The sequence below is a fragment of the Streptomyces sp. SDr-06 genome (assembly GCF_003324565.1).
In the GTDB taxonomy this organism is placed as follows: Bacteria; Actinomycetota; Actinomycetes; order Streptomycetales; family Streptomycetaceae; genus Streptomyces.
In genome coordinates, this window is record NZ_QOLA01000004.1 from 178,538 (window position 1) to 192,849 (window position 14,312).

The following is a 14,312-nucleotide window of genomic DNA, read 5'->3' on the forward strand; positions in this document are numbered from 1 at the left end:
GGTGCGGCGCCATGACCAGAGTCGCGTCGACCGTGTCGGAGTACGTACAGCGCCAGTGGGGCGACGGGCGCAGGGGACTGCGGTACGGCGGCCTGGAGCTCACCCACCACCAGGTCGCCGCGGGCTCCGCCGCCCGTGCCGCGCTCCTCGCCGAGCTGCTGCCCCGGGGTGTCGAGCCGCACCTCGGGGTCCTGCTCGACAACACCCCCGAGTTCCCGCTCTGGCTCGGCGCGGCCGCCCTGGCCGGGGCCGCCGTCGCGGGCATCAACCCCACCCGGCGCGGCCCCGAGCTGGCCCGCGACATCCTGCACACCGAGTGCCGGGTCCTGGTCACCGGACGCGTCCACCTTCCCCTGCTCGACGGGCTCCATCTGCCGGGCGTACGCGTCCTGGTGACCGGCACCGAGGAGTACGAGCGGCTCCTCGCCCCCTACGAGGGCGCCCGGCCCGGGGAGTGCGCGGTCGGTCCGGTCGGCCCGGCCACCCGCCTGCTGCTGTACTTCACCTCCGGCTCCACCGGCGCCCCCAAGGCCGCGATCTGCACCCAGGGCCGGCTCGCCGCCGCGGGCGAGGCGCTGGTGAGCCACTTCGGGCTCGGACCGGACGACGTGCACTACATCTGCATGCCGATGTTCCACGGCAACGCGGTGATCGCCAACTGGGCCCCGGCCCTGACGTCGGGCGCCACCGTCGCCCTGCGGGACCGCTTCTCGGCGTCCGGGTTCCTCGACGACGTACGGGCCTACGGCGCCACGTACTTCACCTATGTGGGCCGGGCCGTCCACTACGTGCTGGCCACGCCCGCCCGGCCCGAGGACCGCGAGCACCGGCTGCGGATCGGATTCGGGACCGAGGCGGGCGCGGTCGACGCGGACCGGTTCGCGCGGCGGTTCGGGGTGGAGCTGGTCGAGGGGTACGGATCGTCCGAGGGCGGCGCCGCGATCCAGCGCACCCCGGGCACCCCGCCGGGCGCGATCGGCAGGCCCGCGCCGGGCGGCGACCTCGCGGTGGTCGACCCGGAGACGGGCCGCGAGTGCGAGCGGGCCCGCTTCGACGAGGCGGGCCGCCTCCTCAACGGGGGCCGCGCGGTGGGGGAGTTGGTGAACCGGGGCCCGAACCCCTTCGAGGGCTACTGGCGCAACCCGGCGGGCGACGCGGAGCGCCGCCGGGGCGGCTGGTACTGGACGGGCGATCTGTTCTTCCGCGACGAGGACGGCTTCCTCTACTTCGCGGCCCGCGCGGACGACCGCCTGCGCGTGGACAGCGAGAACCTGGCCGCCGCGCTGATCGAGAACATCCTGGCGCGGTGGGAACCGGTCACGGGCGCCGCGGTGTACGCCGTCCCGGACCCGGTCACCGGCGACCAGGTCATGGCCGCCCTCTCGCTGCCGGACGCGCCCTTCGACCCGGCCGCCTTCCTCGCATTCCTGTCCGCGCAACGGGACTTGGGCACCAAGATGGCGCCGCGCTTCGTACGGGTGATGCCGCGCCTCCCGGTGACGGCGACCAACAAGGTGCACCGGGCGGTGCTGCGCGAGGAGGGGTTCTGGTCCCAGGGAGAGGTGTGGTGGCGCCCGCCCGGTGAGGCCGCGTACCGGCCCCTGTCGCCGGTCGACCTCACGCGGCTGCGCGAGGAGTACGCGGCGCACGGCAGGGCCGTGGTGCTCGGCGCGCAGGCGGACGGGGGCAGGGCGGGACGGCCGGAAGGGGCCGGGCCCGGGGGACCTGGTCACGCGAGCGGGTGAATCACCGGCCAGGGTCCCCCGGCGCCCCGCCCCGCGATGGATGGATGGGCCCGTGAACTCCCGCCTCCTGCTCACCACCCTCGCCCTGGCCTCCGTACTGTTCGCCGCCCCGGCCGCCGCCGCGGACGCCGCCGCCCGCCCCGCGCCGCCCAGGACGGCCGCGCGCTTCCACGAGTACGTGGCCCTCGGCGACTCCTGGTCCGCGGACGTCACCGTGCTCGGCATCGACCGCACCTACGCCCCCTTGGGCTGCGCCCAGAGCACCTGGAACTACCCCAAGCAGGTCGCCGCCCGGCTCGGGGTGCGGGTGTTCCGGGACGCCACGTGCGGCGGCGCCACCACCGCCGAGATGACCAGGCCGCAGGACGTCGGCCGCGTACCGCTGCTCGGGCCGGGCGTGAACCCGGCCCAGTTCGACCGGCTGACGCCCACCACCGACCTGGTCACCGTCGGCATCGGCGGCAACGACGTGGGGCTCGCGGACGCGGTGCTCGGCTGCGTCAACCCGCTGCCCGTCCCGTTGGCCGCCCCGTGCCGGAACAGGTTCACCGGCCCCGGCGGCACGGACCTGGTGGCGCGGCGGATCGCCGCCACCCGGCCCCGGATCGCCGGGGTGCTCGCGGGCATCCACCGGCGCTCGCCCCGGGCCACCGTGCTGGTCGTCGACTATCTGGCCGGGGTCGCCGCCGACCGCGGCTGCTACCCGCGGGTGCCGATCCTCGACCAGGACCTGACATGGCTCGGCGCCCGTCTCAGGGAGCTGAACGCCATGCTCGCCTCCGCCGCCGAGAAGGGCGGGGCCGAGTTCGCCGACACCTACCGCGGAAGCGTCGGGCACGACATCTGCGAGCCCGCCGGAACGCGGTGGGTCGAGGGCCTGGTGCCGGTGTCCAGCAACCCGCCGGGGCCCGCCGTCCCGTTCCACCCGAACCGCCTCGGCGCCGACCACCAGGCCGCGACCGTGCTGTCCGCACTGGGGAGTTGACCCCTTCCGCGGAACCCCGGAGGGCCGGTCATCGGGACGATGGCCGGCCCTCCGCTCGCGCGGGGAGAGGTACGGGTCACACCACCGGTTCCGCGACGCGGGCCGGAGCGCTCGCGCCGCTCTCGTCCTCGGCACCTCCCGCCTGCGCCTCGGCCTCGGCCCTGGCCGCCGCGGCCGGGCCCCGCAGCATCCCGGCCGCCAGCACCGCGGCGACAAGGAGGACCACGGCGCCGCCGACCGCCGCGTCCTGCATGCCGTGCACGAAGGCCTGCTGGGCGAGGGAGGCCAGGGCCCGGTCGGCGCCGGCGACGGCCGCGCCCAGGGTCTCGCGGGCGGCGGCGGGCGCCGAGGCCGGCAGGTCGGAGCGGTAGACCGCGGTGCCGATCGAGCCGAGCACCGCCATGCCGAGCGCCCCGCCCAACTCCTGCCCCGTCTCGAGCAGCGAGGCCGCCGAGCCCGCCTTCGCGACGGGGGCCGAGGCCAGCGCCATGTCGGAGACGAGGGCCATCACCGTCACGATGCCCATGCCGATGACCGCGGCAGCGGCCAGCACCGTCCACAGCGAGTCGGTCCCGGCGAGCGCCAGGAGCGCGTATCCGGCGGCGCCGAGCACGCAGCCCGCGGCGACGACGTAGGCCCGGTTCACCTTCTGCGCCAGGGCGGACGCGGTGGGGGCGGCGGCGCCGATGGCGAGCGAGGGGGCGACGCTCCACAGCGCGGCCCGCAGGGTGCTCATGTCGAGCACCGACTGGAGGTACTGGGTGGTGAAGTAGGCCGAGCCCATCATCGCGAAGGCGGCGATCGTGTTGAGGGAGATCGCGGCGCCGAACCCGCGGCCGGGGCGGAACAGTTCACGGCTGATCATCGCGTCGCGCCGGGTGCGCTGACGGCGTACGAAGACCGCGCCGAGCAGCAGGCCCGCCACCACACAGAGCGCGCTCGGGGTGGAGAAGCCGTCGGCCGCGAACTCCTTGAGGCCGTACACCACAGGCAGCACCGCGCCCATCGACAGCGGCACGCTCAGCAGGTCGAACTTCCCGGGCGCCGGGTCCTTGAACTCCGGGACCAGCAGCGGCGCGAGGACCAGGAGCAGCACCATCGCGGGCACGTTGATCAGGAAGACGGAGCCCCACCACAGGTGCTCCAGCATGATCCCGCTCATCACCGAGCCGAGCGCGATCCCGCCCGCCATCGCGCCGGACCAGACGCCGATGGCCCGGCTCCGCTGCTTGTCGTCGCGGAACATGGTGCGGACCAGGCCCATCGTCGAGGGCATCAGGGTGGCCCCGCCGAGGCCGAGCAGGGCCCGGGAGGCGATGAGCATCCCGGCGCTGGTGGCGTACGCGGCGGTCACCGAGGCGATGCCGAAGGCGGCGGCGCCGAACAGGAGCAGCTTGCGGCGGCCGATCCGGTCGCCGAGCGAGCCCATCGTGATCAGCAGCCCGGCGAGCGCGAAGGCGTACACGTCGATGATCCACAGCTGCTGGGTGGCGGAGGGGGCGAGTTCGCGGCTGATGGAGGGGAGCGCGAAGTAGAGGACGGAGACGTCCATCGAGACGAGGAGGAGGGGCAGCAGGAGGACCACGAAGGCGGTCCATTCCCGGCGCCCGGCGCGGCGGGAGGCGCCGCCGGTGGTGCTCGCTGTGGTGTGCGTCGCGTTCGTCATGACAGCAATGTACGAGCGTCTTAAACGTCTGTCTAGTACTAGCGTTTAATACGTCCGTATAAATTTCTGGGCAGGGGTGGGCGCGATGGCCGGGCCCGTGCGGGTGCGCTGCTCGCGAGGTCGCCGGGGGGCACGAAAAAGCCCCCCGCTTTCGCGAGGGGCTTTCTCTGTCTGTGCGCCGCCAGGGACTCGAACCCCGGACCCGCTGATTAAGAGTCAGCTGCTCTAACCAACTGAGCTAGCGGCGCCTGCTGACAGAGAAAATACTACCTGGTCCTCCGGGGTGCTCATGACCACCCCGGGGCCGGGCCGCGCGGGCGGTCAGATGGCCAGCGAGAGCACCACGGGGGCGGCCCGGCGGTTGAGGGTGTCGGCCGCAGCGCGCAGCCGGTGGGCGTGCTCGATCGGCATCGACAGGGCCAGGCAGCCGACGGCCGAGCCCGCGGTCAGCGGCACGGCCGCGCAGACCGTGCCCACCGCGTACTCCTGGAGGTCGAGCACCGGCACGGTGGCCGGCTGGCTGTCGAGCTTGGAGAAGAGGACCTTCTCGCTGGTGATCGTCCGGGAGGTGAGCCGGGCGATCTTGTGGCGCGAGAGGTGGTCGCGGCGGCCGTTCTGGTCGAGCTGGGTGAGCAGGCACTTGCCGACCGCGCTCGCGTGGGCCGCCGACTTGAAATCGACCCACTCGTTCACCTTCGGCGCGGTCGGCCCGTCCGCGTACTGGGTGATCTTGACCTCGCCGTCGATGTAGCGGCTGATGTAGACGGCCGCGCCCACCGAGTCGCGCAGCGACGTGAGGGTGTCCTGGAGCTTGGTCTCCAGGGCCTGCTGGCGGGCGGCGCCCGAGCCGAGCAGGACCATCGAGTCGCCGATCACATAGGCGCCGTCGGCCACCTGCTCCACGTACCCCTCGCGCCGCAGCATGAGCAGCATGGAGGTCAGATGGGCGGTGGGCAGACCCGTCTCCCGCGCGATCTGGACATCGGTCACACCCCCGCCGTGCCTGGAGATCGCCTCCAGGACCCGCAGGACGTACTGCACCGAGTGGAACGGCGCGGTCGGCTCCGGCTTCAGCGCCACGGTTTCCCCCTAGCAGGTCGAACTGCGAAGGTGGCAGGTCTGCCCTTCCACGATAGCCGCCAAGACCCGTTTCCGGTGGGGATGTTGACAAGATTGGTGGCGCGCTTCAGGGCTCTGTCCTGGGGCGCGCCACCATGGCATATGCCAGAGTCATGATCGGGGGCGCTTAGATGGCCGGAACGTGAGGTCAGCGTCGCGCACGGCGCGTGCTCAGGCGATCGCGCCCAGGAACTCCCGCGTACGCTCGTGTTCCGGTTCGCCGAAGATCTGCTCCGGCGAACCGGCCTCGATGACCTTGCCCGCGTCGAACATCATCACCTCGTCCGAGATGTCCCGCGCGAAGCTCATCTCGTGCGTGACGCAGAGCATCGTGATGTCGGTCGTCCGGGCGATGTCGCGCAGCAGGTCGAGCACGCCGGCCACCAGCTCCGGGTCGAGCGCGGAGGTCACCTCGTCAAGGAGCAGCACCTCGGGCCGCATCGCGAGCGCCCGCGCGATGGCGACGCGCTGCTGCTGCCCGCCGGACAGCTGCGCGGGCTTCGCGTCGCGCTTCCCGTCCAGGCCCACCAGGTCGAGCAGTTCGCGCGCCCGCGCCTCGGCCTCGTCGGGGCTCATGCCCAGCACCCGCACCGGCGCCTCGGTGATGTTGCGCAGCACGCTCATGTTGGGGAACAGGTTGAACTGCTGGAAGACCATCCCGATCTTCTTGCGGGCCTCCCGGCGCTCCTTCTCACCGGCCGGGTACAGCCGGGTCCCGTTGACCTGGATGATGCCGGAGTCGGGCGTCTCCAGAGTCATGAGGAGCCGCAGGATCGTGGTCTTGCCGGAGCCCGACGGGCCGATCAGGGTGACGTGCCTGCCCTTGCGGGCGGTGAAGCAGAGGTCGTCGAGGACGGTGTTGTCGCCGAAGCGCTTGGTGACGTTCTCGAAGCGGATCAGCTCGGCGCCGGTCTGCCGGACGGGGTTCTCGATCTGGGTTTCAGCGGACAAGGCGGCGCTCCAGGGCTCGTACGAACAGCGAAGCCGGATAGGCGATGAGGATGAAGGCGACGCCGACGACGGTCAGCGGCTCGGTGTACTGAAAGGTGCTCGCCCCCGCCAGGCGGGCCTGCTGGAGCATCTCCAGGACGCTGATCCCGGCGAGCAGCGGAGTGTCCTTCAGCATGGAGATGACGTAGTTGCCGAGCGCGGGCGCGATGCGGCGGACCGCCTGCGGCAGGATCACCGCGAACCAGGTGCGGTGCGCGGGCAGGCTCAGCGCGGTCGCCGCCTCCCACTGGCCCTTGGGCACGGCCTCGATGCCGGCCCGGTAGACCTGCGCGGTGTACGTCGAGTAGTGCAGGCCGATGGCGAGGACGCCGGTGGTCAGCGCGGAGAACTTCACGCCCCACTCCGGCAGCACGAAGAACAGGAAGAACAGCTGCACCAGCAGCGGCGTGGTGCGGACGAACTCCGTGATCAGGTTGACGGGCCAGCGAACGAAGCGGGTCGGGGCCCGGAAGGCCAGCGCCCACACCAGGCCCAGGCTGAAGGAGATGAGCGAGCCGAGCGCCAGGATCTGCAGCGTGGTGAGCACGCCCTCCCAGAAACGCGGCATGAAGTCCCAGACGGCGGACCAGTCCCAGGTCATCGGAGGTCACCTCGCGCTGTCGTGCCGCCCACGGCGACGGGCTTGTTCGCCTTCACGCCCGGTGAGCCGCCACCCGGGGGCGCGGTGCTCACCCCGAGGTTCGCCTTGGTGCGGCGTTCGAGCGCCTTCATCCCGCGCGTGATGCCGAAGGCGAGCACGAAGTAGATGAGCAGCGTGAGGGAGTAGATCTGCGCGCTGTCCTGCGTCGCGAGCCGCACCAGGTACGCGGCGAACGACACGTCGCCCACGCCGAGCAGCGAGACCAGGGCGGTCCCCTTGAGCAGCTCGATCAGCAGGTTGCAGAACGGCGGGATCATCTCCGGCACCGCCTGCGGCAGCAGCACCAGACGCATCCGCTGCCACGGCGTGAAGCTGAGCGCGATGCCCGCCTCGCGCTGGGCCGGGGCCACCGAGTTCAGCGCGCCGCGCACGATCTCCGCGCCGTACGCACCGTAGGACAGGCCCAGCGCGAGGACCGCCGCCCACATCGGGACCAGCTGCCAGCCCGCGAGCGGCGGCAGCACGAAGAACAGCCAGAACATCAGCACCAGGGCCGAGGTCCCGCGGAAGATCTCCGTGTAGACGGCCGCCAGGAAACGGACCGAGCGGGAGCGGTGGGTGCGGGCGATGCCGACACCGAAGGCGACGGCCGCGGCCAACGCGGCGCTGTACACGGTCAGTTGGACCGTGATCCAGATTCCCGGCAGCACCCAGTGCTGCCACAGTCCCGCCGTCATCGGCACAGCTCCTTGGCGGTCAGGGTGGTCATCTCGTCCTGGGTGAAGCCGAAGGGCTTCAGGATCCGGAACAGCTCGCCGCTCTGCTTCATGCGGTGGATCTCGGCGTTGAACGCGTCGCGCAGCTCACCGTCGGTGGGCCGGAAACCGAAGCCGCCGCCGTCGATCTTCTTCTTGCCGTCGACGACCGCCGCGAACGGCTGGGTGGCCTCGGCCTTCGCGCTCTTCTTCACGACCTCCCGCACGGTGAGGGAGGTGCCCGCGAACACGTCCACCCGGCCCGACTCGACCGCGTTCAGGCCCGCCACCTGGTCCTGGAGGATGACGATGTCGCCCTCGGGGTAGCCGGCGGCGGTGGCGTGGCCGATCTCCGCGTAGCCGGTGCCCGTCGCGAACCGCGCCTTGGCGCGGACCACGTCCTCGTAGCTGTGCAGGTTCTTCGGGTTGCCCTTGCGGACGATGAACGCGTCCAGCATCTGGTATTCGGGGTCGGCGAACAGGACCTGCGCGCAGCGTTCCTTGTTGATGTACATCCCGGCGGACACGACGTCGAACTGCTGGGAGTTGAGCCCCGGGATCAGCGAGGAGAAGTCGGTGGCCACGGGCTGCACGCGGTCGATGCCGAGCCGCTTGAAGATCACCTTGGCGAGTTCGGGAGCCTCGCCGGTGAACTCGCCCTGCTCGTTCACATACCCGTACGGAACCTCACCGGCGATGCCGAGGCGCACCGTCCCCTGCGACTTGAGGCGGGCGAGGGCGCCGCCCTGGGGGACGCGTGAGCAGGCGGCGGCGCCGGTGAGCGCGACGGCGGCGGCGCCGGTGAGCAGGGTTCGCCTGGGTATGGAGGGTCTGGGGCGTGAGGTAGCTCGGGCCATGGCGGCGCGGCTACCCCCCTTTATGCGGCCCATGCCCCCTATTTTTCGAGACGCGGCCCGGCGCCGCCTCCGGGACTCACCCCCTCGGGCGCTCCCCGAACGCCGCGGCGGCCCGCAGCGCCACCTCGTCCCGGTGGCGCGCCGCGATCAGCTGGAGGCCGATGGGGAGGCCGTCCGCGTCCGTGCCGACCGGGACCGACACCGCCGGCTGCTGGGTCAGGTTGAACGGGTACGTGAACGGCGTCCACCCCGTCCAGCGGCGCGGCCCCGGGCCCGCGGGGGTCTCCCGGCCCGCCGCGAAGGCGGTGATCGGCAGGGTGGGCGTCGCCAGCAGGTCGTAGCGCTGGTGGAAGCGGGCCATCCGGTGGCCCAGACCGGTGCGGGCGGTCTCGGCGGTCAGGAGCTCCAGGGCGGACAGCCGGGCGCCCTGTGCGGCGATCTCGCGCAGCCCGGGGTCGAGCAACTCCCGCTGCCGTGCTCCCAGTCGGGCGACGATGTGGGCCGCCCCCGCGTTCCACAGGGTGTGGAAGACGTCCACCGGGTCCGCGAAGTCGGGGTCGGCCTCCTCCACGTACGCCCCGAGGTCGGCGAGGCGGGTCACCGCGGCCCGTACCGCCGCCGCCACCTCGGGGTGCACCGCCACCTGTCCGCCGAAGGAGGGCGAGTAGGCGACGCGCAGCCCCTTGACGCCTGCCGCCGGGTCCTCGGGAAGGGCCGCCGCGTACGACCGGGCCGGGGGTTCGAGCGCCGTGGGGTCGCGCCAGTCCGCGCCGCTGATCACGTCGAGGAGCAGGGCCGCGTCCGCCGCGTCCCGGGCGATGGGGCCCACGTGCGCGAGGGCGCCGAACGCGCTGGCGGGGTGCAGCGGGACCCGGCCGTACGTCGGCTTGAGGCCGAGCACCCCGCAGAACGAGGCCGGGATGCGGATCGAGCCCCCGCCGTCGGTGCCCAGCGAAAGCGGCGCCGCCCCCGCCGCGACCGCCGCCGCGCTGCCGCCACTGGAGCCGCCCGTCGTGCGTGCCGCGTCGTGGGGGTTGCGAGTGATGCCGGTACGCGGCGAGTCGGTGACGCCCTTCCAGCCGAACTCGGGGGTCGTAGTCTTGCCGACCAGGACCGCGCCGTGCTCGCGCAGCCGGGCCACCGCCGGAGCGTCCTCCTCCCAGCGCCCGCTCGTGGAAACGGTGTTGGACCCTCTCAGGGTCGGACCGCCCGCCTGGAGGAGCAGGTCCTTCACGGACACCGGAACCCCGTCGAGGAGCCCCTGCGGTTCCCCGGCGCGCCAGCGCTCGGTGGCGGCGCGGGCCTGGGTCAGGGCCGCTTCGGTGTCGATGCGCACGAACGCGTTCAGGCGGGGCTCCACGGCCTCGATCCGGGCCAGTACCGCCCGGGTCGCGTCGAGGGGGGAGAAGGTGCCCGCCCGGTAGCCGGACAGAAGTTGACGTGCCGTCAGGTCGGGAAGTTCGCTCGGCTCGGTCATGAACGATGTCGTACCCACCTTTCCGTCCCGCCACGTGGCCGGGCGGCGGGGCTTCCGGAGAGGGTTCACCTTCGGCCCGGCGGCCGGGAATAAAACGGAGACAGCCTCCTGTTCAGCCCCACGGACGCGGAATGCGAAGGACGCGACGCACGTGAACGACATGACGAACTGGAGGCGCGGACCGGTGGACGTGGATGCGATTCGAGGGACGGCGGCCGGCACCGCACCCGTACCCCTGTCGGTGCTGGACCTGGTGACGGTCGGCAGCGGATACACCGCGCACCGTGCGCTGCGGACCAGCGTGGAGATCGCGCGGCTGGCGGAGCGGCGCGGCTTCCACCGGCACTGGGTCGCCGAGCACCACTCCATGCCCGGCGTCGCCTCGTCCGCGCCGGCCGTGATCCTCGCCCACCTCGCCGCGCACACCAGCCGCATCCGGCTCGGCTCGGGCGGGGTGATGCTGCCCAACCACGCGCCGCTGGTGATCGCCGAGCAGTTCGGCACCCTGGAGGCGATGGCCCCGGGCCGCATCGACCTCGGGCTGGGCCGGGCGCCCGGCACGGACGGCGCGACGGCCGCGGCCCTGCGCCGCACCGACCGGCTGAACGAGGGCGCCGAGGACTTCCCCCAGCAGCTCGCCGAACTGACCCGCTTCCTCGACGACGACTTCCCGGACGGGCACCCCTACGCCCGCATCCACGCGGTGCCGGGCCCGGTGCAGGGCCCCTCGGCCCGCCCGCCGATCTGGCTGCTCGGCTCCTCCGGCTTCAGCGCCCGCCTGGCCGGTGCGCTGGGCCTCCCGTTCGCCTTCGCGCACCACTTCTCCGCGGCGAACACCGTGCCCGCGCTCGACCTCTACCGCGACTCCTTCCGGCCCTCCGAGCTCCTGGACGCGCCGTACGCCCTGATCGGCGTCTCGGCGCTGGCCGCGGACGACGAGAAGGAGGCCAGGCGGCAGACCCTCACCAACGCCCTGTCGATGGTCCGCCTGCGCACCGGCCGCCCCGGCCTCGTGCCGACTCCGGAGGAGGCGGAGGCGTACCAATTCAGCGCGCTGGAGCGGGAGTTCGTCGACAGCTGGCTCGCCAACGTCATCTCCGGCACGGCCGAGGAGGTGCGCGCCGGACTGGACGCCCTCCAGAAGCGCACGGGCGCGGACGAGCTGATGCTGACGGCGAACGCGCACGGCCCCGAGGTGAGGGTCCGCTCCTACGACCTGATCGCCAACGCATACGCCCTGCCCACCCTGACCCCCTGACCCCACCGACCCGGCCGCCCCGAACCCCGCCAGGGATGCGGGTAGCCAATCGGCGCGCCTGCCCCGAACCCCGCCAGGGGCGCGGGGAACTGCGCGATCGGCCCCTACGGTCCGCAGGTGATCGGGCAGGGGCGGGAGCGCCTGGTCCCAACCTCCGCGGGGGGACCCGGGGTCGCACCCCGCTCCCGCGTCGCCGCGTGCGCCCGCGGACCGTGCGTGGCTCGTCGCGCAGTTCCCCGCGCCCCTGGGGATCGGGGCCCGGCCCGGCCGGAGAGGTGACCCAACTACGCTGAAAGCGGGGCGGGGTCGGCCGAGAGCAGGGTGGTGAGCACGCCGGTCAGGGCGCGCCGCAGGGCGGGGTCGGTGATGAGCCCGGCCGGGCCGACGGCGCCCCGCGGCACCGGAACATGAACCGTCGCGGCGTCGACGACGTACGCCCCCGTGTAGCCGAGCACCGTCCGCAGCGCCGCATGCGCCCCCGCCGCCCCGGTCGGGTTGACCGAGGCGTTGACCCAGCCGACGGGCTTGTCGGAGATCTCGGTGCCGCCGACCGTCCAGTCGAGCAGGTTCTTGAAGGAGCCGGGCAGGTCACCCGCGTACTCCGGGGTGCAGATCAGGATCGCGTCCGCCGAGGCGATGAGGGCGCGCAGACGGGCCACCTCCGCGGGCAGCGGATCGATGTCGTCGTCCGGGTTGAAGTGCGGGAGCGAGCCCATCCCGTCGTACGTGACGGGCTCCGCGAGGCCCTCGGCGAGGTCCGCGACCGTGCGGACCACGGCCGAGTTGGTGGAGGCGGCGCGCAGGCTGCCGCTGATGAGCGCGAGGGTGGGGAGACCGGCCATGGCGCCGATCGTACGTCGGTAAAACCTGGGTCACCGCGGCGGACTGGTCCAGCGCCGTTCCCGATGCGCGGGCGGGCCGCGGATGGCCTGTCGTGACCGGTCGCGGACGACCCAAAGCATCCCAACTCGGCCCCTGACAAGCACGTTCACCGCCAGATTGGTCTAGTCCTCAATTTGGTTCAGACCATTGACGTGGCCGGGATCCGATCGCTATCACTTCCTCAACCGCCTTCCCCGCACCCCCTGTGCCCCCATCCCCCCGGAGGTCGTCTTGCAGCGCCGCAGACCCCTTGTTGCCGCCTTGAGCACCGCCGTGCTCGCCGCCGGCGCCCTGGCAGCCTTCGCGGGCCTCGGCACCGCGTCGGCCGCGACCACCACCCAGAACGCCGCCGCACCCTCGACGGGCGGCGTGAAGATCGCGTACTACGACCAGTGGAGCGTGTACGGGAACGCCTTCTACCCCAAGCACCTCGACACCCGGGGCATCGCGGGCAAACTGGACGTCCTCAACTACTCGTTCGGCAACATCGACCCCACCAACCTCACCTGTTTCGAGGCGAACAAGGCCGCGGGCGACGACAACAACCCCAACGCCGGTGACGGCGCGGGCGATTCGTTCGCCGACTACCAGAAGTCGTTCTCGGCCGCCGACAGCGTCAGCGGCGTGGGCGACACCTGGAACCAGCCGATCGTGGGCGTCTTCAACCAGTTCAAGGAACTGAAGGCGAAGTACCCCAAGCTGAAGATCAACATATCGATCGGCGGCTGGACGTACTCCAAGTACTTCCACGACGCGGCCCTCACCGACGCCAGCCGCAAGAAGTTCGTCTCGTCCTGCATCAACCAGTACATCGCCGGAAACCTGCCGGTCGACGGCGGGTTCGGCGGCGCGGGCACGGCGGCCGGGATCTTCGACGGCGTCGACATCGACTGGGAGTACCCGGGCTCGCCCGACGGTCACCTCGGCAACCACTACGGCGCGGAGGACAAGGCCAACTACACCGCCCTGCTGGCCGAGTTCCGCTCGCAGCTCGACGCGTACGGGGCCGCGCACGGCGGCAAGCACTACCTCCTGACGGCGGCGCTCCCGGCCGGCCAGGACAAGATCAAGAACATCGAGACGGACAAGGTCGGCGCGTACCTCGACTACGCGAACATCATGACCTACGACATGCACGGCGCCTGGAACGCGACCGGCCCCACCTACCACCAGTCCCCGCTGGTCTCACCCGCGAACGACCCGACGGACGTCATCAAGCCCGGCACCCAGAAGTACTCGGTCTCCAACGCGATCGACTCCTGGATCGACGGCAACGCGGCCTACGGCATCGCGGGCGGCTTCCCCGCCAACAAGATCACGCTGGGGTACGAGTTCTACTACCGCGGCTGGAAGGGCGTCCCGGCCACCAACAACGGGCTCGCGCAGACCGCGACCGGCCCCTCCAACGCCCGGCCCACCAGCCAGGTCGCGGGAACCGCGCTCTACAAGGAGCTCGGCGGCCTCGTCGACAACCCGGCGACCACGTTCTGGGACGCGGACGCGAAGGCCTCGTACTTCTACAAGGACGGCGAGTTCTTCACCGGCCTCGACAAGCAGTCCGTCCAGGCCCGCGCCGACTACGCCCACCAGCGGGGTCTGGCGGGCGCGATGATGTACAGCCTGCTCGGCCTCGACGACAACACCACGCTGCTCAACTACATCGTGGACGCGGTCGGTTCGTCCCCCTCCTCCTCCCCGGACCCGAAGCCGACGGCCACCGGCTCCCCGTCGCCGACCCCGACCGCCACCAACAGCCCGACCCCGACGCCGGGCGGCTGCACGGCGGCGGCCTGGGACAGCGGCGCGACCTACACCGGAGGCAACCTGGTCTCCTACGGCGGTCACACCTGGAAGGCGCAGTGGTGGACGAAGGGCGAGCAGCCCGGCACCACCGGACAGTGGGGCGTCTGGCAGGACCTCGGCGCCTGCTGACCCGGCCTCCCCGCACAGCCGGCCGCCCCGCCCCTCCGCAGTGGA

Annotated in this window: 12 protein-coding genes and 1 tRNA gene; 4 read left to right on the plus strand and 9 right to left on the minus strand. The window is 72.3% G+C overall.

The window, feature by feature from the left end; genetic code table 11:
- The first annotated feature begins 11 nt into the window (after positions 1-11).
- Both DT019_RS11705 and DT019_RS11710 read left to right on the plus strand, forming a co-directional pair.
- Positions 12-1,745: an AMP-binding protein gene (locus DT019_RS11705; protein WP_114036690.1), complete on the plus strand. Its 1,734-nt coding sequence runs from the start codon at positions 12-14 to the stop codon at positions 1,743-1,745.
- 52 nt (positions 1,746-1,797) lie between these two features.
- Complete coding sequence (locus tag DT019_RS11710; RefSeq protein WP_189389462.1) at positions 1,798-2,730, plus strand: SGNH/GDSL hydrolase family protein; 933 nt, start codon at positions 1,798-1,800, stop codon at positions 2,728-2,730.
- A gap of 76 nt (positions 2,731-2,806) precedes the next feature.
- On the opposite strand, the gene DT019_RS11715 is transcribed toward DT019_RS11710, so the two are convergent.
- From DT019_RS11715 to DT019_RS11750, 8 genes are all read right to left on the minus strand, one after another.
- The gene (locus DT019_RS11715; protein ID WP_114036692.1) at positions 2,807-4,396 is read right to left on the minus strand and encodes an MFS transporter; all 1,590 of its coding nucleotides are present in this window, start codon (positions 4,394-4,396) and stop codon (positions 2,807-2,809) included.
- Positions 4,397-4,570: 174 nt separating this feature from the next.
- Positions 4,571-4,644: transfer RNA gene (locus DT019_RS11720), tRNA-Lys, on the minus strand.
- Positions 4,645-4,717: 73 nt separating this feature from the next.
- Positions 4,718-5,476, minus strand: a complete 759-nt coding sequence (locus tag DT019_RS11725; RefSeq protein WP_114036693.1) for an IclR family transcriptional regulator — start codon at positions 5,474-5,476, stop codon at positions 4,718-4,720.
- Positions 5,477-5,686: 210 nt separating this feature from the next.
- Complete coding sequence (locus DT019_RS11730; RefSeq protein ID WP_114036694.1) at positions 5,687-6,466, minus strand: amino acid ABC transporter ATP-binding protein; 780 nt, start codon at positions 6,464-6,466, stop codon at positions 5,687-5,689.
- Complete coding sequence (gene ehuD / locus DT019_RS11735) at positions 6,456-7,106, minus strand: ectoine/hydroxyectoine ABC transporter permease subunit EhuD (protein ID WP_114036695.1); 651 nt, start codon at positions 7,104-7,106, stop codon at positions 6,456-6,458. The genes DT019_RS11730 and ehuD overlap by 11 nt, the downstream gene beginning before the upstream one ends.
- Positions 7,103-7,843 (minus strand): ectoine/hydroxyectoine ABC transporter permease subunit EhuC, encoded by a 741-nt coding sequence (gene ehuC, locus DT019_RS11740; RefSeq protein ID WP_114036696.1) that lies wholly within the window; start codon positions 7,841-7,843, stop codon positions 7,103-7,105. The genes ehuD and ehuC overlap by 4 nt, the downstream gene beginning before the upstream one ends.
- Positions 7,840-8,718, minus strand: a complete 879-nt coding sequence (ehuB, locus tag DT019_RS11745) for an ectoine/hydroxyectoine ABC transporter substrate-binding protein EhuB (protein ID WP_114036697.1) — start codon at positions 8,716-8,718, stop codon at positions 7,840-7,842. Before ehuB ends, ehuC begins: the two co-directional genes overlap by 4 nt.
- A gap of 76 nt (positions 8,719-8,794) precedes the next feature.
- Entirely contained in the window at positions 8,795-10,195 is a 1,401-nt protein-coding gene (locus DT019_RS11750; protein ID WP_114036698.1) for an amidase, read from the minus strand.
- A gap of 160 nt (positions 10,196-10,355) precedes the next feature.
- Here DT019_RS11750 and DT019_RS11755 point away from each other — a divergent pair, with 160 nt between their 5' ends.
- On the plus strand, positions 10,356-11,453 hold the full coding sequence (locus tag DT019_RS11755) for an LLM class flavin-dependent oxidoreductase (protein ID WP_114036904.1): 1,098 nt from the start codon (positions 10,356-10,358) through the stop codon (positions 11,451-11,453).
- Positions 11,454-11,737: 284 nt separating this feature from the next.
- On the opposite strand, the gene DT019_RS11760 is transcribed toward DT019_RS11755, so the two are convergent.
- Positions 11,738-12,295 carry an NADPH-dependent FMN reductase gene (locus tag DT019_RS11760; protein ID WP_114036699.1) on the minus strand — a complete coding sequence of 186 codons (558 nt, stop codon included), beginning with the start codon at positions 12,293-12,295 and terminating at the stop codon, positions 11,738-11,740.
- A gap of 271 nt (positions 12,296-12,566) precedes the next feature.
- Between DT019_RS11760 and DT019_RS11765 the strand changes: the two genes are divergently transcribed.
- Positions 12,567-14,267: a glycosyl hydrolase family 18 protein gene (locus DT019_RS11765; protein ID WP_114036700.1), complete on the plus strand. Its 1,701-nt coding sequence runs from the start codon at positions 12,567-12,569 to the stop codon at positions 14,265-14,267.
- Positions 14,268-14,312: the final 45 nt, after the last annotated feature.

What these genes read in the sequence shown, in the direction of transcription:
- DT019_RS11705 (WP_114036690.1), top strand. Translation starts at nt 12, where the DNA reads ATGACCAGAGTCGCGTCGACCGTGTCGGAGTACGTACAGCGCCAGTGG.
- DT019_RS11715 (WP_114036692.1), bottom strand. Translation starts at nt 4,396, where the DNA reads ATGACGAACGCGACGCACACCACAGCGAGCACCACCGGCGGCGCCTCC.
- ehuD (WP_114036695.1), bottom strand. Translation starts at nt 7,106, where the DNA reads ATGACCTGGGACTGGTCCGCCGTCTGGGACTTCATGCCGCGTTTCTGG.
- ehuC (WP_114036696.1), bottom strand. Translation starts at nt 7,843, where the DNA reads ATGACGGCGGGACTGTGGCAGCACTGGGTGCTGCCGGGAATCTGGATC.
- ehuB (WP_114036697.1), bottom strand. Translation starts at nt 8,718, where the DNA reads ATGGCCCGAGCTACCTCACGCCCCAGACCCTCCATACCCAGGCGAACC.
- DT019_RS11750 (WP_114036698.1), bottom strand. Translation starts at nt 10,195, where the DNA reads ATGACCGAGCCGAGCGAACTTCCCGACCTGACGGCACGTCAACTTCTG.
- DT019_RS11755 (WP_114036904.1), top strand. Translation starts at nt 10,356, where the DNA reads ATGACGAACTGGAGGCGCGGACCGGTGGACGTGGATGCGATTCGAGGG.
- DT019_RS11760 (WP_114036699.1), bottom strand. Translation starts at nt 12,295, where the DNA reads ATGGCCGGTCTCCCCACCCTCGCGCTCATCAGCGGCAGCCTGCGCGCC.